Annotated in this window: 18 protein-coding genes and 1 tRNA gene; 1 reads left to right on the top strand and 18 read right to left on the bottom strand. The window is 26.6% G+C overall.

The window, feature by feature from the left end; all coding sequences use genetic code 11:
* Positions 1 to 11: 11 nt before the first annotated feature.
* The 7 genes from grpE to gpr form a co-directional block, all read right to left on the bottom strand.
* A complete protein-coding gene (gene grpE, locus ACYUEW_RS07820) occupies positions 12 to 647 on the bottom strand; it encodes a nucleotide exchange factor GrpE (protein WP_003483968.1) in 636 nt (211 codons plus the stop codon).
* Positions 648 to 677: 30 nt separating this feature from the next.
* Complete coding sequence (gene hrcA / locus ACYUEW_RS07815; RefSeq protein WP_003483966.1) at positions 678 to 1,709, bottom strand: heat-inducible transcriptional repressor HrcA; 1,032 nt, start codon at positions 1,707 to 1,709, stop codon at positions 678 to 680.
* Positions 1,710 to 1,909: 200 nt separating this feature from the next.
* Complete coding sequence (gene hemW / locus ACYUEW_RS07810; RefSeq protein WP_042384395.1) at positions 1,910 to 3,052, bottom strand: radical SAM family heme chaperone HemW; 1,143 nt, start codon at positions 3,050 to 3,052, stop codon at positions 1,910 to 1,912.
* 26 nt (positions 3,053 to 3,078) lie between these two features.
* Positions 3,079 to 4,887, bottom strand: coding sequence for a translation elongation factor 4 (lepA, locus tag ACYUEW_RS07805; protein ID WP_043032239.1), 1,809 nt, complete (start codon positions 4,885 to 4,887; stop codon positions 3,079 to 3,081).
* Between the two features lie 140 nt (positions 4,888 to 5,027).
* A complete protein-coding gene (locus ACYUEW_RS07800; RefSeq protein WP_003483958.1) occupies positions 5,028 to 5,423 on the bottom strand; it encodes a hypothetical protein in 396 nt (131 codons plus the stop codon).
* 70 nt (positions 5,424 to 5,493) lie between these two features.
* A complete protein-coding gene (locus ACYUEW_RS07795; RefSeq protein ID WP_003483957.1) occupies positions 5,494 to 6,585 on the bottom strand; it encodes a stage II sporulation protein P in 1,092 nt (363 codons plus the stop codon).
* Positions 6,586 to 6,757: 172 nt separating this feature from the next.
* On the bottom strand, positions 6,758 to 7,732 hold the full coding sequence (gene gpr, locus ACYUEW_RS07790; RefSeq protein WP_043032240.1) for a GPR endopeptidase: 975 nt from the start codon (positions 7,730 to 7,732) through the stop codon (positions 6,758 to 6,760).
* 209 nt (positions 7,733 to 7,941) lie between these two features.
* On the opposite strand from gpr, the gene rpsT reads away from it, so the two are divergent.
* Complete coding sequence (gene rpsT, locus ACYUEW_RS07785; RefSeq protein ID WP_003483955.1) at positions 7,942 to 8,208, top strand: 30S ribosomal protein S20; 267 nt, start codon at positions 7,942 to 7,944, stop codon at positions 8,206 to 8,208.
* Between the two features lie 34 nt (positions 8,209 to 8,242).
* Here rpsT and holA read toward each other — a convergent pair whose 3' ends face one another.
* From holA to ACYUEW_RS07730, 11 genes are all read right to left on the bottom strand, one after another.
* Positions 8,243 to 9,274, bottom strand: a complete 1,032-nt coding sequence (holA, locus tag ACYUEW_RS07780; protein WP_003483954.1) for a DNA polymerase III subunit delta — start codon at positions 9,272 to 9,274, stop codon at positions 8,243 to 8,245.
* Between the two features lie 28 nt (positions 9,275 to 9,302).
* Positions 9,303 to 11,090, bottom strand: a complete 1,788-nt coding sequence (locus tag ACYUEW_RS07775; protein ID WP_003483953.1) for a ComEC/Rec2 family competence protein — start codon at positions 11,088 to 11,090, stop codon at positions 9,303 to 9,305.
* Between the two features lie 11 nt (positions 11,091 to 11,101).
* Complete coding sequence (locus tag ACYUEW_RS07770; RefSeq protein WP_030036445.1) at positions 11,102 to 11,332, bottom strand: hypothetical protein; 231 nt, start codon at positions 11,330 to 11,332, stop codon at positions 11,102 to 11,104.
* A gap of 104 nt (positions 11,333 to 11,436) precedes the next feature.
* A complete protein-coding gene (locus ACYUEW_RS07765) occupies positions 11,437 to 14,031 on the bottom strand; it encodes a P-type ATPase (RefSeq protein ID WP_003483951.1) in 2,595 nt (864 codons plus the stop codon).
* A gap of 302 nt (positions 14,032 to 14,333) precedes the next feature.
* A complete protein-coding gene (locus tag ACYUEW_RS07760; RefSeq protein ID WP_003483950.1) occupies positions 14,334 to 15,731 on the bottom strand; it encodes a hypothetical protein in 1,398 nt (465 codons plus the stop codon).
* A gap of 15 nt (positions 15,732 to 15,746) precedes the next feature.
* Complete coding sequence (locus ACYUEW_RS07755) at positions 15,747 to 17,015, bottom strand: MBOAT family O-acyltransferase (RefSeq protein ID WP_242867258.1); 1,269 nt, start codon at positions 17,013 to 17,015, stop codon at positions 15,747 to 15,749.
* Positions 17,016 to 17,551: 536 nt separating this feature from the next.
* Positions 17,552 to 17,648 (bottom strand) — tRNA-Sec (locus ACYUEW_RS07750).
* Between the two features lie 1,428 nt (positions 17,649 to 19,076).
* Positions 19,077 to 20,984 carry a selenocysteine-specific translation elongation factor gene (gene selB, locus ACYUEW_RS07745; RefSeq protein ID WP_042384390.1) on the bottom strand — a complete coding sequence of 636 codons (1,908 nt, stop codon included), beginning with the start codon at positions 20,982 to 20,984 and terminating at the stop codon, positions 19,077 to 19,079.
* Positions 20,985 to 21,002: 18 nt separating this feature from the next.
* A complete protein-coding gene (selA, locus tag ACYUEW_RS07740) occupies positions 21,003 to 22,391 on the bottom strand; it encodes an L-seryl-tRNA(Sec) selenium transferase (protein ID WP_043032242.1) in 1,389 nt (462 codons plus the stop codon).
* 66 nt (positions 22,392 to 22,457) lie between these two features.
* Positions 22,458 to 23,537 (bottom strand): selenide, water dikinase SelD, encoded by a 1,080-nt coding sequence (gene selD / locus ACYUEW_RS07735; RefSeq protein WP_093481300.1) that lies wholly within the window; start codon positions 23,535 to 23,537, stop codon positions 22,458 to 22,460.
* A 106-nt stretch (positions 23,538 to 23,643) separates the two neighbouring features.
* Positions 23,644 to 24,252: a helix-hairpin-helix domain-containing protein gene (locus ACYUEW_RS07730; RefSeq protein ID WP_043032243.1), complete on the bottom strand. Its 609-nt coding sequence runs from the start codon at positions 24,250 to 24,252 to the stop codon at positions 23,644 to 23,646.
* Positions 24,253 to 24,322: the final 70 nt, after the last annotated feature.

Here is a 24,322-nt window from a genome sequence, read left to right as displayed (position 1 = left end):
TAAATTTTTATCTAGTTTGCTACTTTTACCATGCTATATCTTATAACTTTTTCACCCTTTTTATATCCCTTTTGGAATACTTCTACTATTTCCTTTTCTCCACAATTGGAATCCTCCACATGCATTACTGCATTATGAATATTAGGGTCAAAAGCAACTTCTGTAGATATTTCTTCTACTCCTAATTTTTCTAAAGAAGTTTCAAACTGTTTAACAGTCATATCTATTCCTTTTTTAATATCTTCTACAGAGCCTTCTACAGTTGCTGCTCTTTCTAAGTTATCTAAAACTGGAAGAAGCTCTTTTAAAACATCTTCACAGGCACTAACATATAAATCTTCTTTTTCTTTAGCTGTTCTTTTTCTAAAATTATCATATTCTGCTACTGTTCTTACTAATCTTTCCTTTATTTCTTCCATCTGATTTTCTAATTTTTTATTTTCTTCTTTTAATTTATTTTTCATATCTTCTAATTCCTTTATCTTTGCTTCATTAGAGTCTTCTATTATTTCTTCTTTTTCTATTTCTTCAAACTCTAAGTCCTCTTCTTTGCCTTTATCTTCTTCTTTATTTTCACTCTCTTTATTAGAGCAGCAGCAATCCTCTTCCATGTTAATATGTTTAGCATCCTTGCATTCTTTTTCCAATTATATACCTCCATTCTATCTATCCGCTTGTTATTTATGAATATTTTTGTCATCAGTTAAGGTATCATTTATTGCCTTAACTATTGTAGCCACAGCTGATATTATTTTTTCATAAGGTATTCTTGTAGGTCCTATAACTCCTATAGTTCCTATGGGTGTCTTTCCTATACTATATACTGCTGAAATAACACTACATTGTTTTGCATCTTCTACAAAATTTTCTTTTCCTATTTTTACAGCAATATCAGAATCTACATATAATAATTCTTCTACCTTTTCTCTATCATTTAACATAGATAGAAATTCTTTAGCTCTATCTACATCATTGTATTCAGGATAATTGAATATATTTGTGGTTCCTTCCATATATATTTCTGCATCCTCTATATCCGTAAGTGCTTCATATATGGAGGATAAAATATTTTTTAATATATCACCATATCCTATCATTTCTTTTTTTAATTCATTTAATAATTCTAAATTTACTTCTCTTAGACTTAGTCCTTTTAATTTTTGGTTTAATAAATTATTTATTTTTATTAAGGAGCCTTCATCTATTTCTTTTGTTACTCTTAATAGTGTATTTTTTATCATGGCATTATCTGTTATAACAATCAATAATAAATTATACTTATCAACCTTAATTATTTGTATTGATTTTAATCTACTTTTTATCATAGATGGAGTCTTTACTAAACAAGTTAATTTAGTTATTTCAGATAATATACTTATAGAGTGTCTTATGGTTTTATCTATTTCATATAAGGCTGAATCTATAGCTTGATCTTTTATGAGCATTTTTTCCTGCTCTGTTAGAGCTGTTAATGTCATAAGCTTATCTACATATAGTCTATAGCCTTTATCTGATGGTTTTCTTCCAGATGAACTATGAATCTGTTCTAAATATCCCATATCTTCTAGGTCTGCCATCTCATTTCTTATAGTTGCTGAACTTACTCCTAAATCATATTTTTTAGCAATAGTTCTTGATCCAACGGGTTCTCCACTATTAATATAATCTTTTATTATAGCTTGAAGTATCCTGATTTTTCTCTCATCCATATCATATTGACACCTCTTTTATTAGCACTCACTAGCAATGAGTGCTAATTACTATGATTAAAATCTAACATTGTACAAATTATTTGTCAACCTATCTATTTGATATTTAACTTTGTTTAACCTTTATATTTTGAAAAAACTTATATTAATTTTTTAAAATCTCACTTTTTCTTAGAATTTCTTTATTTTTCTTTTAACTCTTATAATAAAAAATCGGAAAGTATAGTATTTGAAATACTTACAGCCTCTTTAGATAAATATATCCTGCTTTCCTTTTCCATTAATAAATTTAATTTTTTATATTTATTGATTACACTTCCATATATGTCTATTATATTTTGACCAAATCTTTCCTGAAAATCATCCATACATATACCTTTTGTCTTTCTAAGTCCCATAAACATAAACTCTTCCATATTTTCTTTTTGTGAATTAATATGAAAATTTATCTGAGTAATATTATTAGAATTTATTTCTTTTATATATGTTTCTATGGAATTAGTATTTTCATATCTTTGATTATTTATATAAGAATGAGCCCCTACTCCACAACCTATATATTCTTCCAAATCCCAATACACTAAATTGTGTTTACACTCTTTATTAGGGTTAGCAAAATTTGAAATTTCATACTGTAAATACCCTTTTTCTTTCAAAAAATCAATACAATACTCATACATTTTTCTTTCTTCTTCTTCTTTAGGAAGTTTTAGCAATGAGTTTTTATATAAATTATAAAAACTTGTTCCCTCTTCAATTATTAAACTATAACAGGATAAATGTTCTGGATTTAAATCTACTACTTCTAGCAAAGTCTCCTTCCAATCATCTAAACTTTGATTTGGAAGAGCAAACATTAAATCTACATTTATGTTATTAAATCCTTCCTTTCTAGCCATTTTAAAGCTATGTACAAAATCTTCAAAACTATGAATTCTACCTAATGTTTTTAATAGGGTATTTTTAGAACTTTGAAGTCCTATACTTAATCTATTTACTCCCATTGATTTTAGTAGTTTTAGTTTTTTCTCTGTAAAAGTTCCCGGATTACCCTCTACTGTAAATTCTATATTTTCTTTTTTATCTATAGTTTTTAAGGTATCTTTTAAAATATTTAAAGCCTCTAAAGATAAATAGGTGGGGGTACCCCCACCTATAAATATTGTTTTTATTATCTTATTTTTTGTATTATCAACAATTTCTTTAGAGAGGGCTTTAATATAGTCCATCATTAGATCTTCTTTTTTACCATAAGATGTAAAATCACAATATAAACATTTTTGCATACAAAAAGGTATATGTATATACAGTGAAACTTCCTTGTTTTTATCCTCTCTATCCAAAACTAACACTCCTAAGTTATATATTATTATTCCTCTGTTTTTAATACTGCCATAAATGCTTCCTGTGGTACTTCTACAGATCCCACTTGTCTCATTCTTTTCTTTCCTTCTTTTTGTTTTTCTAAAAGTTTTCTTTTTCTTGAGATATCTCCACCATAACATTTTGCAAGAACGTCTTTTCTCATAGCTTTTATTGTTTCTCTAGCTATTATTTTAGCTCCTACTGCTGCTTGTATTGGTATTTCAAACATTTGCCTTGGTATTATTTCCTTTAGTTTTTGGGCCATATTTCTTCCCTTAGCATAGGCTCTTTCTCTTGGCACTATCATAGATAAAGCGTCTACAATATCCGCATTTAATAATATATCTAGTTTAACAAGATCCGCATCTTTATATCCTATTAATTCATAGTCAAAGGAGGCATAACCTCTTGTCCTTGATTTTAAAGCATCGAAAAAGTCATAAATTATTTCATTTAAAGGGATCTCGTAATTTAAAGATACTCTAGTAGTATCTAAATATTGCATATCTTTAAATATTCCTCTTCTGTTTTGAGCTAAATCCATAACTGCACCAACGTAATCTGATGGTGTTATTATAGATGACTTAACTATAGGTTCCTCCATAAGCTTTATTTCTGAAGGACTTGGCATATTAGTTGGATTTGTTAACTCTATTAAAGTTCCATCCGTTTTTGTTATTTTATATATAACAGATGGCGCTGTGGTTATAATATCTAAATTAAATTCTCTTTCTAATCTTTCTTGTATTATATCCATATGTAAAAGACCTAAAAATCCACATCTAAATCCAAAACCTAAGGCTATAGAAGTTTCTGGTTCAAAAGACAATGCTGCATCATTTACTTGAAGCTTTTCTAAGGCTTCTTTTAATTCTTCATATTTGGCTCCATCTACTGGGTATATCCCACTGAATACCATTGGCACTGCAGGTCTATATCCTGATAACGCTTCATTAGCAGGTCTCTTAGCCTCTGTTATAGTATCTCCTACTCTGGCATCTCTAACATTTTTAATTGATGCAGTTACATATCCAACATCTCCTGCTTTTAATTCATCTACGGGCATATAGTTTGGTACAAAAACTCCTACCTCTACTACTTCATAAACCTTTCCTGTATTCATAAGTTTTATTTCTGTACCCTCTTTTATTGTGCCCTCTTTTACTCTTATATGACAAACTACACCTTTATAACTATCATAGTATGAATCAAATATAAGAGCCTTTAAAGGGGCTTTTTCATCTCCTTCTGGTGCTGGTACTTTTTCTACTATAGCTTCTAGTGCATCTTTTATGTTTAATCCTGTTTTAGCTGAAACTAAAGGTGCATCTTCCGCTTCTATACCTATTACATCTTCTATTTCATGTTTTACTTCTTCTGGTCTAGCACTTGGCAAATCTATTTTGTTTATTACCGGAACTATTTCCAAATCATTATCTAAGGCTAAATAACAATTAGCTAATGTTTGAGCTTGTATGCCTTGTGTAGCATCTACTACTAGTATAGCTCCCTCACAGGCTGCTAGACTTCTAGAAACTTCGTAGTTAAAATCTACATGTCCTGGAGTATCTATTAGATTAAGTGTATATTCTTCCCCAGTATCCCTTTTATAAATTAATCTTACAGCTTGAGACTTTATAGTTATTCCTCTTTCTTTCTCTAAATCCATATTATCCAATACTTGAGTATCCATTTCTCTTTCTGTAAGTGTTCCTGTTGCTTCTATCAATCTATCTGCTAATGTAGATTTTCCATGATCTATGTGTGCTACTATTGAAAAATTTCTTATATATTTTTGTCTTTCACTTTGCATTATATCTTTACCCCCAAATAACATATAGGTTTTTAATAACAAACTTTCAACTCGAAAATTGTAAAAATAATCACTGTAAATTATAACATAAAACTCCGGTGATATGTCAACTAAAAGGGAAAATCTCTACTTCTTTATTATTATTTTACACCTCTTCCATTAAAAACTCCTAGCACTTCCTCTTTTATTTTATAAAACACATTACCTATTTTATTTAAACTGTGACTTTTATTAATATTGTTAACAAAATTACTTGTAGAATTTTTCATATTATTGAAGGTTTTATAGGTTTTATCTCCTATATCATTTAAAATTTTTTCATTTATATAAACTGTATAGTTTTCAGTTCTAAATCTAATATCCAAAGGCCTTTTAGTAAAATAAATAGCTACCTTTGACCTATCCTTTACAAATTTAGGCATAGTATTGCTTACCATAAAAAATCCACTTGCAGCTATTAAAAAACTTAATAATATAACTGTCTTATATTTGTTCCAATTTAATTTAAATTTTCTTTTCTTTTTTATTATTTCCATAAAAAAAGTACACCCCTTTTTTATTCTTACTATAAGGATGTACTATTTTTTCTATATTTATTCAATTTTGTTATTTATTTAAACATTCTGCAATAATTCTAGCTAAATATTTTGCTGAAGCTTTTGACTCCCCTGTAGTGTTTATATCTGCACCTACTTCTATTAAAACTGCATTGTTACTTTTATCTTGATTAAAATATCTTGTGCCATAGTTATAATAATATATCCCCTTACAAAATCCCGGAAATAATTTATTGGAAGTATTCATTATATTTGTAGCCATATTATTATTTTTATTAAAGTGAGGATTCTTTTTTGCCATTACCATCATAAATTTTGCTACATTTTCTCCATTTAATTTTGTTACAAAAGCCTTTTTATTACTCCCAGCATCTCTATGTAGGTCTATTATAAGTTTAAAATCACCATGTTGTTTTAGCTGCTTATCCACTGTAACTGATGATCTTGCATAACTTTGTGTATAGGCCTGAGCGTCATGTACAGTTTTATCATGTAATGTATTTATACCATAATTGTCCATAAGCTCTTTTGCCAGTTCCTGTCCTACTGCACAAACATTTTTATCATTATCAAAATTACTTGCTTCTCCAGGCTTGTAACTTTCTGTAGTATGAGTATGATATATTAGCACCTCTGGTTTTTTAGGATTTAATTTCTTTTTTAATTTGGGTTCTTGAACATTTACTACTTTATTTTCCAAATTCAAATCTTCTTTTCCATCTTTCATTTCTTCTGCTTTATATTTTGATACTTCTTTTTCTTCTAATTTAAAAGGGTCTAATGCCATACTTTTATCCTTCGTATCTTCTTTTGAAGAATTAAGGCATAAAACAGGCATTTCTTTTTCTACTAAAGATATAGGATTATGTATATTTAATCCTATCATCTGAAGTACAAGATTTTTAAAACTGAACTTATTTTCTGCCATATCTTCTTCATTAAAGGAAATAGCCTTTACTGTAGGCATAGCATAGTTTAATATTTGGACATAAAACATATTTCTCTTATTAAAATTAACTTTTGACTTTGCTTTTGCCACACAGGGCACTGTTCCTACAAAAAAAATTAATATCATGAATATAATTATCCATGTTTTCCCATGACTTTGATTTGTTTTTGGCTTTATACTTTTGTAATTCATTTTTCCTCCCCCTATTCTGCTTATATATAATTTTATGAGAGAAAAAACTGTTTTATTACTATATTTATAAAATAATTTTTGGAATCATTTTGCTTTTAACCTCTTAGTTAAAAACAATTTAAATCATTCAGCTTTTTAGTTATTTAAAATATTTATTTGTTTATTATATTCTTTAATTTAAATACTTATTTATTTCTTCTAATTGAAAGGCTGGTTGCAAAGCCATATTTATCCCATTTCCTATTATTTTAGATAATGATTCTATAAGCATATCTTCCTCTTTTGGAGTAACTATAAGATTACCTAATCTAGGATCTAAAACCTCTTTTATCATGCCTAGTTTATCTTCTGTATCTACAGACTTTAGCATTTCATAAAATTTTCCACCCTTTTCAGAGTTGTTAATCATATCTTCTAGCACCATATCAATAGTATCATTTGCGAGTGTTGCTGCATCTACTACAGTAGGTACCCCTACGGCTATAACTGGAACTCCTAAAGTTTTTTCACTAAGCTCCATTCTTTTATTTCCAACCCCTGCTCCTGGAGAAATTCCTGTGGTTCCTATTTGTATTGTATTATTAACCCTATCTGTTTTTCTTGAAGCTAAAGCATCTATGCATATTACTAAATTAGGCTTTATTTTTTGTACTATCCCTTTTATAACTTCACTAGTTTCTAAACCAGTAATCCCCAAAACCCCTGGTGATATAGCACAAACTGGTCTTACATTTTCATCTATCTGATTTGGTACTAATTCTTTTAGATGTCTTGTAACCATTATTTTAGACACTACTTTAGGGCCTAGAGCATCTGCAGTAACATTCCAATTACCTAACCCTACTACTAAAGCTGTCATGCTTTTATCTATTTTTACAATCTTTTTTAAAACTTTTCCTAAAATTTCACTAACCTTTTCTAAAGTTTCACTATCATAATGGGCAAACTCCGGTACATTTAAAGTTATGTAAGAACCTTTTGGTTTTTTCATAGCTAATTCTCCATTATTATTTATTATTTTAACCTCTGTTATATCTACATCTTCCTCTTTATATTCAAATACCTGAACCCCATCGATTTTACTTTTATTTTCCTGTTCATATATCTCCTTAGCTTCTATTGCTAGATCTGTTCTTATATTAAACATATTTACATCCTCCTAAATTTCTTTAAAAAATATATTTCTTCTAAATATATTTTTTACTGATTCTTTATAATTATTCTTTTATAATAAAATCCTCTTGAAGTGTATGATAATTAATGTTATAATATCATTTGTTAAATCTTAATGATTATTACATACGCAGATTTCCCCAAAACTGCTAAAACCCTATAAAAACACGAGGGGGTGAAAAAATGGCAAATATAAAATCAGCTAAGAAAAGAATAAAAGTTATAGAAACTAAAACTCTTAGAAATAAGATGTTAAAATCTTCATTAAAAACAACAATAAAGAACTTCTTAACTGTTGTTGAAGGTAAAAACGTTGAAGAAGCAAAAGTTGCTTACAAAACAGCTGCTAGAGCTTTAGATATGTCTGTTTCAAAAGGAATAATCCACAAAAACAAAGCTGCTAGAACAAAATCTAGATTAGCTGCAAAATTAAATGCATTAAACGCTTAAAATAAATAACCCGTATTTAACGGGTTTATTTATTTTAAGCACATATAGAATTTATTATTAGTAATTCTACTTCTGTTTGCGTATTAACAGAGGTAGTTTTTATTTTTTTATCTGTCTCTATAACTAATTCTATGGACTTCTCTATTTGTTTTAAAGTAAACTTTTTACTTTGGCTCATTAATACACTACATCCATAAGGATGAATTTTTAACTCTTTTGCTAACTCTTCTTTAGTTTTGCCTTCTTCCATACCTATCTTTACAAAATATAAATTTCTAAATTGCTTTTCTATCATAACTAGTATATGATTTATTTTTTGTCCTTTGTACATTAACTCATTTAAAATTTCTATAGCCTTTCTTGGTTTTTTTTCAGATATAAAATTTATTAAATCAAAGATATCTTCATCTTTGATACTTTCATACATTTCTTTTATATGTTTTTTCTCTATTTCTTCATACATTGCATAAGTACATAATTTTTCAACTTCATTTTCTATGTAACTTAAATTTTCATTTTCGATAGTTTGTATAAAAGCCTTTAACGGTATTTTAGCTATTTTTTTCCCTCTATCATTAAAGAATTTTTCTACTCTTTTTTCTAAGTTTGCTCCTTTAATTTTATCAATAGTAATTATACAGGCTTTATTATCTAATTTTTTTATTCTGTAACTAACCTTATCTCTTTTATTAGTCATAATATAATACATAATAAAAATACAATGGGATGGAATATTTTTTATATAATTGTCTATATCTTTATATAATTTTTTAGTTTTATTATCACCTTTGTTATCATCTAAAAAATCTGATCTATAAATTAAAACTACTTTCTTCTCACTCATAAAAGGCAATGTTTCACAGGCATTAAACACTGTATCAAATTCTTCTAATTGTGATCCATCAAATTGAACATAATTTAAATCTTTAAAATCATTATTTACGTTACTATCTATTATTTTTTTTATATTTTCTTTTATCAATTGTTCATGATGTCCACAAAAAATATAACAATTATTATTTATATATTTCTTTGTATTTTGTTCAAACTCTAGTATATCTAACAAAATGTTCACTCCTTATTTAACATTTCCTTTATTTTAAACATAAAATTTTATTAAAAACTACTATATATCTTTTATTTAAAATATCTGTATAATTTTTTTCTTTTAAATTTATTATAACATAGTTATTTTTAGGACTTTTTAATCTAATAGGCTTTTCTGTAAAAATTATATTTTTGTTTTTATTTTTTAATAAAATATTTACATTACTATATTCTTCCTTATTTTCTATTGACCTTTCATTATAACAATTAGGTTCTTTTTCACCACTTAAAATATAGATTTTTAAATTTTTATCTAAATTTATCTTTGTATTATTTTTTATATTTGTAACTACTTTATCTGGTTTTACCTGATGTTTTATTTTTAATATGTTTTTACTTGCATTACTTTCATAATCACAAAGCATGATAGTATCAAACTTATATCTTACAACTGTAATATTATAATCTTTTTCTCTATAAAAATCTATACTTGGAAAAAAAGTATAGTTGAATAAAATCAAAAGCATTATACAACTTAATGGCATATATTCTACATTTTTATAACCATGCTTGTATAATACATAACTCATATATATAACCACAAAACATATCCCCTCAAATTCTCCTATATAAATACAATCCGGAGTTATATTAGAGAGTAAATAGTGAGCTCCTTCTACCATCATCAAAAATATATATATAATTTTATTTATAATCTTAAATAAAAAAGGTATTTTTATTAAAATCATTGCTAAATTTCCTAATAATACTATAGGAGCATAAAGAGGTACTAATATTAAATTTCCTATTATAAAACCTAACCCAAAGCTTTTAATGGTAAAACACATAAAGGGGAAAGTATATATTTGAGAACTTAACGTAAGACTTACACAGGAATTAATTCTCTGTGGCAATTTATAAAGAATCCTAGATATCTTTTTATTATACAATAATATACCTAAGGTAGATAAAAAAGATAACATAAAACCTATATCCAATATGTAATGTGGTTTATTTAATAGTATTATTATAGCTGCTAAACTTATAGAAGATAAACTATCATACTTTCTAAAAAAATTTTTAGAAAGCTTTAATATTATAATCATTATAAAAGCTCTTATAGCTGATGCTTTCATACCTGTTAATATTACATATAAAAAAGACACTGGTATAGCTAAGGTAAGGCCTAATACCTTCTCTAGGAGCTTATATATTATTACCATATGAAAACCAGATACACTAACTGCATGTATAACCCCTAATTTCTTTAATATGTCTTTATCAGTATTAGATATATATTTAGTTTCTCCAAAGCATAAAGACATTACCATTGCAGTTTTATTTTCTCCTAAATGTTCTTTAAATTTATTATAGGCTATAGACTTAAAATTATATATATTATATATTATATCTTCTTCTTTTCCTTTTACTTTTTTTACTTTAAAACTCCCTACAGATCCACCGCTATATCTAATATCTTTTGTAAATTCACCCTCTATTGTAGTTTTTAATCCTTCTTTTAAATCTTTAGTCTTTCCTATTATAAAAATATTTCTTCCTTTATATTCTCCAAAACAATAGTATTTTTCTTTTTTTACAATCCTAACTTTAATATTATCTGGAACATCTATAGTGAAATAACTATAAAAACTAAACATAGCCAAAATAAAAAATAATAAAATTATAATAAAATTTTTGCTATCCTCGTTTATAAAAATAATTATTAAAAAAGATGCAGTAAACACTGCACCTAATAATATATTATTAAATAATAACAAGGTAGAAATACATCCTAAAAAAACCGAAATAGCATAATAACTTAATGGTCTTTCCATAAACTATCTCCTTAACTTTGAAGTTTTGCTAATATTTGAACACTTTTTGTGTATTCATTATATTCTATATCCATAACTTCAGCATCTTTTTTATTTCCTCTGTTAATAAAATAGTCTTTAACTATGTTATCTGCTGACTTTTTATCTAATCTATCATAATATGAAAAATATTGTTCTGAAGGTATATCTAAAAATACTGTATTGCTTCCTTTTACAACTGTTTCAAAAATATTATAACTCATGAAACATTTCACCTCCATATTATTATTTTAACCATCCTAAGATTCTTTAATCATTGATATTGGTGGTTAATATATATTTAAATTCTATTATTGTTATTAATATGTTAWGAAAGTTTTTTTCCTGAGTTATTAAATAATATTGTAATAAACCATATAACTATTATACCTAAAAATATTTTTAAGTATTGGAAATTAAAAATTTTAAATAAAATACTATAATCCAATATAGCACTTATAATTATAGGAAAAAATATATTTATAATTACAAGCATATTAGAAACTTTATTTTTAAATACAATCTTTTTGCTAAATATATATATACTAGTGCTTGATAATAAATTTAATATAAAAAATGAACTTATCCCAGCTGTTTCTTTAGAGTATGAATAACAAAACTTATAATTTAAAAACGAAATAGTTGCTATTATTAAAGCTGTAAAAATTATTCTCCATTTATTTGGTTTAATTAAATCTTGCTTTTCTTTTATATTGTCTATAGAATAATCTTCTTCTTTATACTGAAACATAAGAGCTAAAGATGATATTAATATGGTTATAGAATTAATCCAAAGTATATAAAATTTTAATTCTGAAATAGAATAAAAATTATTAATTATTGTAGAAAATAAAAATGTAGATAAAAGTACTGTTATTATATACATTATAGTATTTTTTGAAGCCTGCAAAATCTTTCTACAATCCACTATACTCATTAGTAAATTTTTCAAACTCCAATCTTTTAATACTATATCTGAAAATTTCTGAAGTAAACTACTACTGGAATCTGTTATACCTACATCTGCTGATTTTAGCGATGGTAAATCATTAACCTTAGCGCCTTCCATAACAGTTACATAACCTTTACCTTTGTAATTATTAACTATTTTTATTTTATGTTTATAATTTACTCTTGAAAAAATCTTTATTTTATCTATATTATCTTTAATTTCCTCTTCTTTCATATTATCCATTTCTACACCAGATATAACTTGATTTACTTTTCTTAATATACCTAATTTTATTCCAGTATAATAAGCTGTAAGTTTATTATCTTCTGTAATTATTATAGGATATACGCAAAGATATCTAGATAAATTTATAGCTTCTTCCCAATTATCTTTTAAAGGGTTATCAAAGCCTATAATACCTGCAAAAACTAAGTTACTCTCTACGTTTTCTTTGGAACTTGGTTCATAATTAAAACTTCTATAGGCAAGTCCTAAAACAGATAAACTGTCTTTGGACATTTCCATATCAGCCATTTTTATATTATTTATATCTTCTTCACTAATTTCCATTTCTATGCCATTTTTCATTATATGAGTGCATTTACTTAGTATACTTTCTAATGACCCTTTTATATTTGCTCTGTAATTTCCATCTACTTTATTAATTGTGGTCATGATTCTTTTATCTGTATCATAAGGTATTTGAAATACTCTATTATTTTCTTCTTCTAAAGAGTTTTTATTTATACCATTTCTCATGGCAAACTCCGTTAAAGCTATTTCTGCATAGTCACTTTTAATATTTTTTATTTCTCCTATTTTAAAATCTGTATCATTACATAAAATCCCTATTTGTAAAAGCCTTGTTACATTTAGATCCTCTTTAAATTCTCTATCTATTTTTATGGTTTCCTCGTTTAAAGGAATAAATTTACCATTAGTATATATTTTTTTTACTGACATTGTTTTTTCTGATAATGCTCCAGTTTTATTTATAAACACTATAGATGCCTTAGCAAATTTCTCTATTACAGATATATTTTTAAAAACTATGCCTTCTTTTTTCATTTTTTTAATTATAATAAATGAACTAAATATAATAATTAAAATAAGTGTAATTGGGATATATGAAAGTATTAATATGGAACTATTTCTTATTATAATCTGTAAATCATTACCCATTACATAGTTTATAGAAGATACTAGAATAGTTAATATTAAAAATATTAAGGATATCTTATTTGCTATCTTTGTTATTTTATTTTTTAAAGAAAATTTTTCTTCCCCATCCTCTGAGGATTTACTTATTATATTAAAAGCTTCCGTATTTTCACCTACAGCTATTATTATTCCTAATGCTTCACCAGAAACTATAGTTGAAGATTTAAATAATATGTTTCTCATTTCTGAAGTGGTTATTTCCTTATCCTCTACTTTAGTAGAATATTTTTCTACAGCATAGTTTTCTCCAGTAATTACAGCCTCATTTACTCTTAACCTTTCAGTTTCTATTATCCTTATATCTGCTGGCACTATATCTCCTGGTTTCAGTCTAACTATATCTCCTACCACCAATTCAGTGGAACTTATATTTTTACTTAGACTACCCCTTAACACTCTAGAATCAGTTACACTTAATTTTTCTAAAGTATTTATATTTTTAAGCTCCTTTGATTCTATATAAACTATAGAAACTAAATTCATTAAAGCTATAAGAATTAATATAGAGAAACAAATAATTTCCTTAGATATAAAGAATAAGATAGAACATAAAATTATATTTATAAACCATAATTGTGTTATTTCTTTTAGTATAAGATAAAATATATTCCTCTTTTTACCAAAATGAAATTCATTAACACCATATTTTTTTCTATGTAAATCTATTTGGCTCTCTAAAAGTCCTGAATAAGAATCACTATTTAAGTGTTTCACTACATCTACCCATGTATAATTATAAAAATTGGTCAAGGTTCTCTACCTCCAAGCTACAAACTACATACTTTTGCTAATTCTATTGTCGTATATATTAATTAAGTCTTTATATAATATTAATTAACTCCTTATATACTTTAATTATATCCTATTTAACTATTTTACCATAGCTTCTTCTTATATTTTATATACTTATAGTATAACTTTGGTTACTACTATAAAATAAAATCAGATACAAAATATATCTACCACATATATAAAACCTCCTATATAGCATTATAGGAGGTTTTATAAAATTTGTTTCTAATTGCAATTTTTATTTTGCATAACTAAACTTATTAATTTAAATTACAAGGGAGCTTTGCAATTCTACTTTCATCTTCGGAAATTAAGTATAAACTAAATTTATTTAAATTTTCTATTTCTGAAGTTGGTATAGAAAATTCAACTTCTTGTTTTCCATTAATCTCCTTTACTCTACAATCTAGTATCCTATTTGAAATATCAGCATAAGCATAAGATAACTTTTCTCCTTCTATAGGAATAGAGAAACTCATCAAATTAGTATCTGATTTTTTAAAAGTATTATCTTTTATATATGCAAACTTACTTTCTGGAAGATTAGAATAATATTTAAATTCCTTATTGTAAGTTGTATTCTTCATTTCTTCTACAGGGAAATAGTAATCTGAATGAGTATATTCTGTAGACTCAAATAAAACTATATCTGGATTAAAAACATTTATATAATAATCATAGTCAATTACATTATGATAATTATGTATTCTAATTACTTCTGAAAAATTTTCTGTAAGAAACTTATCTCTTCCTTGAAAATAACTTCCAGCAAAAATAAGTATCTTAGGAGCATCTTTATTATTAGGATTTTTATAATTAGCAAAATATGTGAATTGTTTAGATTGCTTAATCTCATTTCTGAAATCAGTAATAGATAAAGAATTGTTCTTTTTTAAATTATAGTGTGTAGTTTTTTCATTTATGTCGAAATGTGAAACCGGAAGGGTTGTATTAGTATACTCTATAGGCCCAAATTTATTAATATCAAACTTATCTACTCTTGAGTCTAAATCGTTTAATCTGTCTAATATAGATGAAATTCCAATAATAGCTCCAGTTTCATTCCAATGATTGGCATCATATTTTTTATCAAAAACTTGTTTAGAACTCTTAGCATCCATTAAAGCTTCTCCAGTATATATATAATTAACATTTTTATCTTTAAGAAGACTTAAAAAACACTCTAGATTTCCATTGTTATAATTATATCCCTGTGGTAAAAATTCTGAGTATATTGTTGTTTTACTAGGTTCGGTAGCATATAAAAATTTTATTTCTCTATCTATACAGTAATTTTGAAAATTTAATATAAAATTAGAATAAACTTCTTGAAACTCTCTATCTGTTTCATTTTCTTTTAATTTTGCAAAAATATATCCATCTTTTCCATATTGATAACTTGGATGTATCATTTCATCAAATAATATATCCATAGCTTTAGTATATATATTAACCATTTGAGTTCTAAATCCTATACGGTCTCCTATGTAATTCTCTATATTGGGGATAATATTCCCTTCTGAAAATATTTCTGAAAGCTCAATAAGTTTCCTATTATCTATATCTGAAACTTGATTGTTTTTTAAATTCATACTAAATATAGGAAATGCAATTATAAACAGAAATAAAATTATTCTAAAAAAATGTATTTTTTTCATATACTAACACCTCCTTTAAAATTGAAAGTAAATAAATGGACTATATGTGGAATTAACTATAAATATTATTGTAATAATTAATAAAATTCCAATAAATATTGTTTTTCCTATTTGAAATATTTTTTTGTTTTGATGTGATTTCAATGTATTACCGATTACAGGAGTGCATCCTACAATTGACATAAGCATCCAAAATACTATTTTTTTATTAACAAAGTAACTAAATTGGAATGTAACTGTTGTAGCTCTATTTATTCCGAACATTATTGATAAATAATTTATTGCGTCCATCAGGCCATTAGCTCTAAATAACACCCATCCTAATATAACAATAAGCATAGTAATTGTTGTTTTTATAAAACAGGGGATTTTTATATACCATCTTTTTTTATTTATAATTTTTTCAATAATTATAAATACACCATTCCATATTCCCCATGCAATAAAATTCCATGAAGCTCCATGCCACAATCCTGTAACTAAAAAAACAATAAACAAATTTAAATATGTATTACCCTTTCTGTTTCCTCCCAATGGTATGTAAAGATATTCTTTAAACCAAGTAGATAAAGATATATGCCATCTTCTCCAAAATTCGGTTATAGATTTTGATATATATGGATAATTGAAGTTTTCCATAAATTTAAAACCAAACAAATACCCTAACCCAATAGCCATATCTGAATACCCTGAAAAATCAAAGTATATTTGAAAAGTATAGCAAATAGCTCCCAACCATGCAGTAGGCTGATCAATTCCTACATTTGAAAGTGAAAATATTGTGTCAGCTATCCCAGCTACAGTGTCAGCAATAATTACTTTTTTTGATAATCCTATAACAAATCTTTCAATACCATAACTAAAATATTCCATAGTTTCTTTTCTTTTTCTTATTTGATTATCTATATCCTTATATTTAACTATAGGACCCGCTATTAATTGAGGGAAAAATGATATATATAATGCAACAGAAAAAATATTTTTATTAACCCTTGCATCTTTTCTATATATATCAATTATGTATGACATACCTTGAAATGTAAAAAACGAAATGCCTATAGGTAATGCAATTTCCTTATATGGGAATGTGGCATTGGAAATTCTATTAATATTTCCTATTGCAAAATCATAATATTTATAGTAAAAAAGTAAAACTAAATTTAAAATTATACCTATTAACAAAAAAAATTTTTTAAATCTTTTTTTATCTTTAAGCTTGTCTATAATTAATCCAAAAATATAATTTATAAAAATAGAACTACAAAGAACTGGTAAATATTTCATCCCTCCCCATGAATAAAATATTAGACTTGCAAAGAGGGAAATACAATTTTTTAAAATATTATTTGAAAGAATATTTCCTAATGTATAGTAAATAATTAAAGTTAATGGTAAAAATATAAAAATAAATATTTGAGAACTAAATACCATATTATTCCTCCTTGTACTAGAATATATAACTTTTTAATATGAATTGCCCTTGGTTATTATAGCATTTATAATTTTTTTTTTATATTTCAAGCAAATATTTAATATAAAGTTTATACAAATTTCATTTTGACCATATTTATGAATACAAAATAATCCAAACACTGTATAACTATTGGTATTATTAGCTTATACCCAATTCATATTTTAGTAACAAATCATATGAATTGCTGCAAATATTTATAGCAAAAAGAACCTTATTTATTAAGGTTCTCTTTTAAGATAAAGAAATCTATTATTTAAATTTTATATACTCACTAAATTGATCTATATTGATTTCTTTTAAAATAAAAATGCTTTGAAATAAGATATACTTACTTCAAAGCATTTTTTGGCGGGAATATGTGGGAATCGAACCCACCCATCGTGGTCTTAGCACGACAACTCGGTTTTGAAGACCGGCAGGCACACCAGCACCTATCTACTCCCATATTTTTAAGACCGAATACTATTATATATAAACTTTTCGTTAAAGTCAACATATATAATTAAAATTCCACATACTTCTACTTATTATACAATATTTTTGTTGTTTTTTTACTAATATCAAATATAAATAAAAATGCTCTTCTTTCTAAATATAAGTAAACTACGGCTTAACAGCCTTTAGAGGTTGAAAATTAAAACAAGAAATACTTTTAGTCAATAGATAGCTATAAAAATAAATAATACTAATATTTGTGTTTGTGCCCTAATATTTAAGCTAACGCTCTAATGCCACGTCCTGTAGAGCTAGAGCTAAGTAAACGTCCTATTTACTTTACACTCAAATATTAGTTGCCAAATAAAGTATTCTGATTATTTCTCTAGATATCTATTTTCTCTAAAAGTATCTTTTGTTTTAATACCTTTAAAGGCCGTTATAATAATTTTCTACTGAAAGAAAACTCTACAAAAGGATGATTTTGTTCCACTCTTCTACACAAAATCTTTAATATAATATTTATGCTAAGTTAGTTATTAAATTTAAAGATTATAAAATCCATTTTAAATTTAATATATAAATAACTTCAGAAAAATCGATAACACAGTCGTAGACTTTCTATAATAATTAGTATTTAATTTTAATCAGGCATCCAAAATCTCTGATTTTGATATGGCTGCTTACTGATGAGAAGAATTAAGCAAGAGTTTCATTGCTTGCTCAAAAATAATCGGCGTAGCCAGAAGTCTTTTAGTTAAGCATTTATGATGATTTTTCATATAGTGTAAGATTAAAAAATATTCTTCATTAAAGAATTCCAATTAAAAATAATATATTTATATAACGACCTCATTAAGTTTATATAAAATAAAACTTAACGAGATTATTGCCTTTATCATATTAAATTTGTTTGCTAACGCAAATAGATTTGAGTGTAAATTTAATTTATATAAATATTATAAAAAATATAGTCCTTTGACATGCTATGCATCAATTTTCTAACGAAAATTTTTTGAGATCCTTAATGAAAAGAATATAAACAACTAAAAATTTTTAATATACTTATAAAGATATAAAAATCTTAAAAATAAGAATATAATTGTGGATTTTACATAACAGAGTGGAGTAAAATCTTCCTTTGGTACATCCCGTTCCATAGGAAATTATCTTTAAAAAGTTATGCTATCTTCAGCCTATTAAAAAGAGGGATATGTGGCGTAAAAGACATTCGAAAAAGCTTAGAGATTCTTAGTTGTTTTTTTAAAATATATTAGGTAAAAACTGATTGTTTGAGCGTTCAGCGAGTTTCAGTTTTTACCAATATATTTTATGAAAAAACAAATTAGAATCTCTTAGCGAATTGAGTTATCTTTCTAGACACATATCCCTTTTTAATAGGCTGTAGATAAACTTACTTTTAAGTCACAACTTCCTTAATATAAGACTCTTTCGTCCCCATTTCTCTTTGTAAATTTTATTCCGTCAAAATGTTCTAATATAGCTAAAGAATACTTTCTACTAGTATCCATCGTATCTCTAAACTGGGCTACTGTTATTTTTCCATTATCCTCTATATATTTCTTCACCTTTTCCTTGGCTTCATTATAATCTGATGTTAAAAGTATACAGTCTTCATTTACTTTAAATAAAGTTCCCTCTTCTAGTATAGCTTCATAAACTCTTTTAAATTCTATTGCATTTTGTTCCCGGGAAATAAGTTCTTCATATTTAGGTGGACTGTATTTTCCTTTTTTATATTTAGCTATTATTCTATCATAAATAGACTTTTGTTCTTTGTTAAACTCCACATTAAAATTGTGCTCAGAAATATATTTCCCATGAATTTTTATTAGTTCTTTATTCTCTAAAAGTTCTAAAAGTTTATCATATGTCTTTTGTTTTATATCCTTACCTAAAACCCTTATTCTTAGCTCTTCCTTAGATACTCCCCATTTAAGAGGATTTTTTTCGTGAAACTCTTTTAATATAGATGTCATTTCTTTTACTTTTTTATCTATATAATTTATATGGGTATATACCCTTTTATCTCCATTACTAAAAAATACTACCTTTTGTAACTTTATTAGTTCTTCTATTTCATCTGATATGTTTTCTTCATTTTTCCCTAATGCTTTTAATATTTCATCCTCATTTGGGAATTTAGAGCTTAATTTTTCTATAATTTTTTCTATTATATTAGAAGTATCTCCACTTTCTTTTAGTTTTAATTCTTCTATATATTTTTCATTAAATCGTTTTGCCTTCTTAGGTAATGGATCTATTATGGAACCTCCTGCTATAGTTACCATTGGAGAATAAGATCTTATAACATATCTATCATTTCTCTGGCAAGTTATAGGCTTTTCTAATCTTAATTGAACATATCCTTCTTCCCCTGGATTTAAGCACTCTTTGTCTAATATAACAACTCTGCATATTATTTCACTAGTTCCATTATATAATCTAACTCTTTGTCTATTTTCTAGTGGCTTTGATGCACTTTTTAAATAATATAGCTTGCAATCTATCATCATGGATGGTTCCATTAGCTTTTCTATAGATATTATATCTCCTCTATCTACCTCGGTCTTTTTTATATTAGATAAATTTATTGCACATCTCTGTCCTGCCTCTGCTATTTTAGTTGGTTCATCATGGACTTGAATTCCTCTAACCTTTGTAACAACCTTTGAAGGGTAAATCTGAACAGTTTGTCCTTCTTTTATAGAACCACTAATTACTGTACCTGTTACTACAGTTCCAAAGCCTGTTATAGAAAAAACCCTATCTACAGGTAATCTAAAGTGCCCCTGTACATCCTTTGTTTCTATATGTTCTGTCATGTTATCTATAGCTTTTATTAATTCACCTATTCCTTCTTTAGTCTTTGAAGATACTGGATATATATCTGCATTTTCTAAAAAAGTATCCTTTAGTTCTTCTCTTAAATCTTCTTTGACCATGTCTAACCACTCTGGATCCACCATGTCTGTTTTTGTAAGAACAATTATACCTTTATTAACATTAAGTAATTGCAATATTTCTAAGTGCTCCTTAGTTTGAGGCATAATACCTTCATCTGCAGCAATAACCATAAGAACTACATCTATACCACTTACTCCGGCTAGCATGTTCTTAACAAATTTTTCATGTCCAGGTACATCTACAATTCCTGCCCTTTTCCCTGATGGTAAATCAAAAAATGTAAAACCTAAATTAATAGATATACCTCTATCTTTTTCTTCTCTAAGAGTATCTGTTTCTCTTCCTGTTAACGCTTTTATTAAAGTGGTTTTACCATGATCTATATGCCCAGCTGTTCCTATTATTACGTTCTTCATAAACATCACCATTTTCAATTATTTTAATAATTTTTTAAATTCTTCTACTATTATATTAAAATCTCTCTCAAATAAAGTTCTTACGTCTAATATTACTTCATCTTTGCTTACTCTAACTATTATAGGATTTTTGCTTAATCTTAATTTTTCTTCTATCTTTTCTGCTGTTATTTTATCGCTATTTACTTTTACTACATAGGTAGGTATTTTTTCCCCTGGCATTGAACCTCCACCTACCATAGAAAGCTCTTCTGATACTTTAAAATTAAAATCTTTAACATTATTTTGAAGTCTTCTTTTTAATCTTTGAGCTCTCTTTTTATGGATTTCTTTAGAGCTTAAAATCATGTTTAATGTTGGAATATTTTCTATAGCTTCCTTTTCGTCTATATAGTATTTTAAGGTTCCTTCTAAGGCTGCCAAAGTCATTTTATCTATTCTTAAGGCTCTAGTTAATTGATTCTTTTTCATTTTATCTATGTATTTCTTTTTACCTACTATTATGCCTGCTTGTGGTCCTCCTAACATTTTATCTCCACTAAAGGTTACCACATCTACTCCTTTTTCAAGGCTGCTTTGAACAGTCGGTTCATAAGTAAAACCATATTTAGAAAAATCAACTAAGGTACCACTACCTATGTCCTCCATTACAGGTAACTTATATTTTTCACCTAATTGTACCATTTCTTCTGAAGATACCTCTTCTGTAAAGCCCATTATCTTGAAATTTGAAGTATGGACTTTAAGTAAAACCCCTGTATTTTCATTTATATTATTTTCATAATCATATAAATGAGTTCTATTTGTAGTACCCACTTCAACTAAATGAGCTCTACTAAACGTCATTACGTCTGGTACCCTAAAGGAACCTCCTATCTCTACTAATTGACCTCTTGATACTATAGCTTCCTTTTCCTCACAAAGAGTATTTAAAGCTAACATAACTGCTGCTGCATTATTATTAACTACCATTGCAGCTTCAGCACCTGTAACTTTCTTAATAAGTTCTTCTACATGACTATATCTTGACCCTCGTTTTCCTTCTTTTAAATCGTATTCTAAATTACTATAGTTTTCTGACACTTTTACCACATTTTCTATAGCCTCTTTAGCTAATAAGGATCTTCCTAAATTAGTATGTATTACCACACCTGTAGCATTAATAACTTTTTTAAATTTAGTACTTTTATTCTCTTCTAAAATATCCTCGAAATAATTTATAACATTTTCCTTAGTAAAATTTTCTATGGCACTTTTTAAAATTTCATTTCTATAGTAATCTATGGATTGCCTAATACTATCTACTACTAAGGCTCTAGAATTGCTTTGCAAATACTTATTAACAATCTCTTCTTTTAAAAGTTCATCTATTTTGGGTAGATTACGTAATAATTGTTTTTTATCCATGCCCCATTCTCCATTTCTTAATCGTATTATATATTCAGTACTTATCATTATAAATAGTATAATATTTTATTCAACTATAATATATTTATCTTGTTTCTTTATAACTTCTCCTACAATAGAAGATTTTAACTCTAATTTATTTAATTCTTCCATAATTTTTTCTGACTCTTCTTTTGAACAGGAAATCAATAGTCCACCCGAAGTTTGAGGATCAAATAATATATCCTGCATAAATACAGGAACATCTTTAAACTCAAAATTTCCTTCAATATGATCTCTATTAGCGTAAGCTCCTGCTGGAACTAATCCAAATTCAGCATATTCCTCTGCTTCCTTTATATATGCTATCTTCTCATGGTTAAATTTTAAAGTAACATTTGATGCACTAGCCATCTCATACGCATGCCCTAGAAAACCAAAACCAGTAATATCCGTACAAGCACTTACATTATATTTAGCTATTATTTCTCCTGCATATTTATTTAAAGTGCTCATAGATTTCACTGCTTCATCTCTTGCTTCTTTAGATGCTATATCTCCTTTTATTGCAGTATTTATAATACCTATTCCCAAAGGCTTTGTAGTAATTAAAACTTCCCCTTCTCTACATCCATAATTTTTTAAAACTTTATCTGGATGTACAGTACCTGTTACTGACAAACCATATTTAGGCTCATTATCATCAACAGTATGTCCTCCTATTACTACAGCTCCTGCTTCCATAACTTTATCCGCTCCACCTTTTAATATTTCCCCTAAAACTTCTATAGGTAAACAGGAGGGAAAACAAACTATATTTAGCGCTACTACTGGTTTACCTCCCATAGCATAAACATCACTTAAAGAGTTAGCTGCAGCTATTTGGCCAAACATGTATGGATCATCTACTATAGGTGTAAAAAAATCTAATGTTTGTATTATAGCTGTATCATCATTTATTTTATATACGGCTGCATCATCTGCAGTTTCTATTCCTACTATTAAATTTTCACTTTCCATTTTAGGCAATTTTGAAAGTATTTTTGAGAGCACTCCCGGTGCTATCTTAGCCGCTCATCCTGATGTTCTGGAAAGCTCTGTAAGCCTTATCTCTTTTTTTTCTATAGAACAAGCTTCCCCTTCTTTAATATTTATATTATTTGACATTTTAAGCACCTCTCTTTTTAAAAACCCAACTACATTAAAAAATAATAAATTATTCAATACTCATTATATATTATTTTGTAAAAATTTAAAAGAAATATAACGAATACTACCTTATTTCAGCTTTTTCTTTTATTTTTTCTATAGTCTTATCTCCTATTCTTCCTATAGCTTTTAAATCTTCAAAATTTTTAAAAGTTCCCTGTTTTTCTCTATAATCTAGTATCTTTTGCGCAGTTACATCTCCTATGCCTGATATGGTTTTTAGTTCTTCCTTAGATGCAGTATTCAAATCTACTTTTCCCTCTGCACTAATTCCAGAATTAGTTGGTGCTGTGCTATTATTTGCCCCTCCATTATTTTCTCCTTTTTTTTCTATATAAATATAATCCTCATCTTTAAGCTTTTTTGCTAAATTTAATTTACCTTTATCTGCATTATTAGTATATCCACCTGAAATTTTTATAAGTTCTTCTACTCTGCTGTTCTCATTGAGCTTATATACACCTGGATTCTTAACTTCCCCATTTACATAAACAGTTATCTCTTTTTCTGATTTTGAATTTTCCTTTTCTGTACTTTTAACATTTTCTACAAATATTTCTTCTTCATTTATATTAGTTTTTTCTGGTTTTGACAGTACATATCCTATTACTGTAAAGACTGCCAAAATAAAAACTATTATTATAGATCCTATTATCTTCTTTTTATCTTTCATATGCTTATCACTCCATAATATGATTATTTATATTACACTTTGTAAAATATTATATATGTTTAAATTTTCT

Source organism: Clostridium sp. CTA-1 (assembly GCF_054768215.1).
The sequence above is the reverse complement of the archived record's forward strand: the minus strand, read 5'-3'. Positions and strand labels throughout refer to the sequence as shown.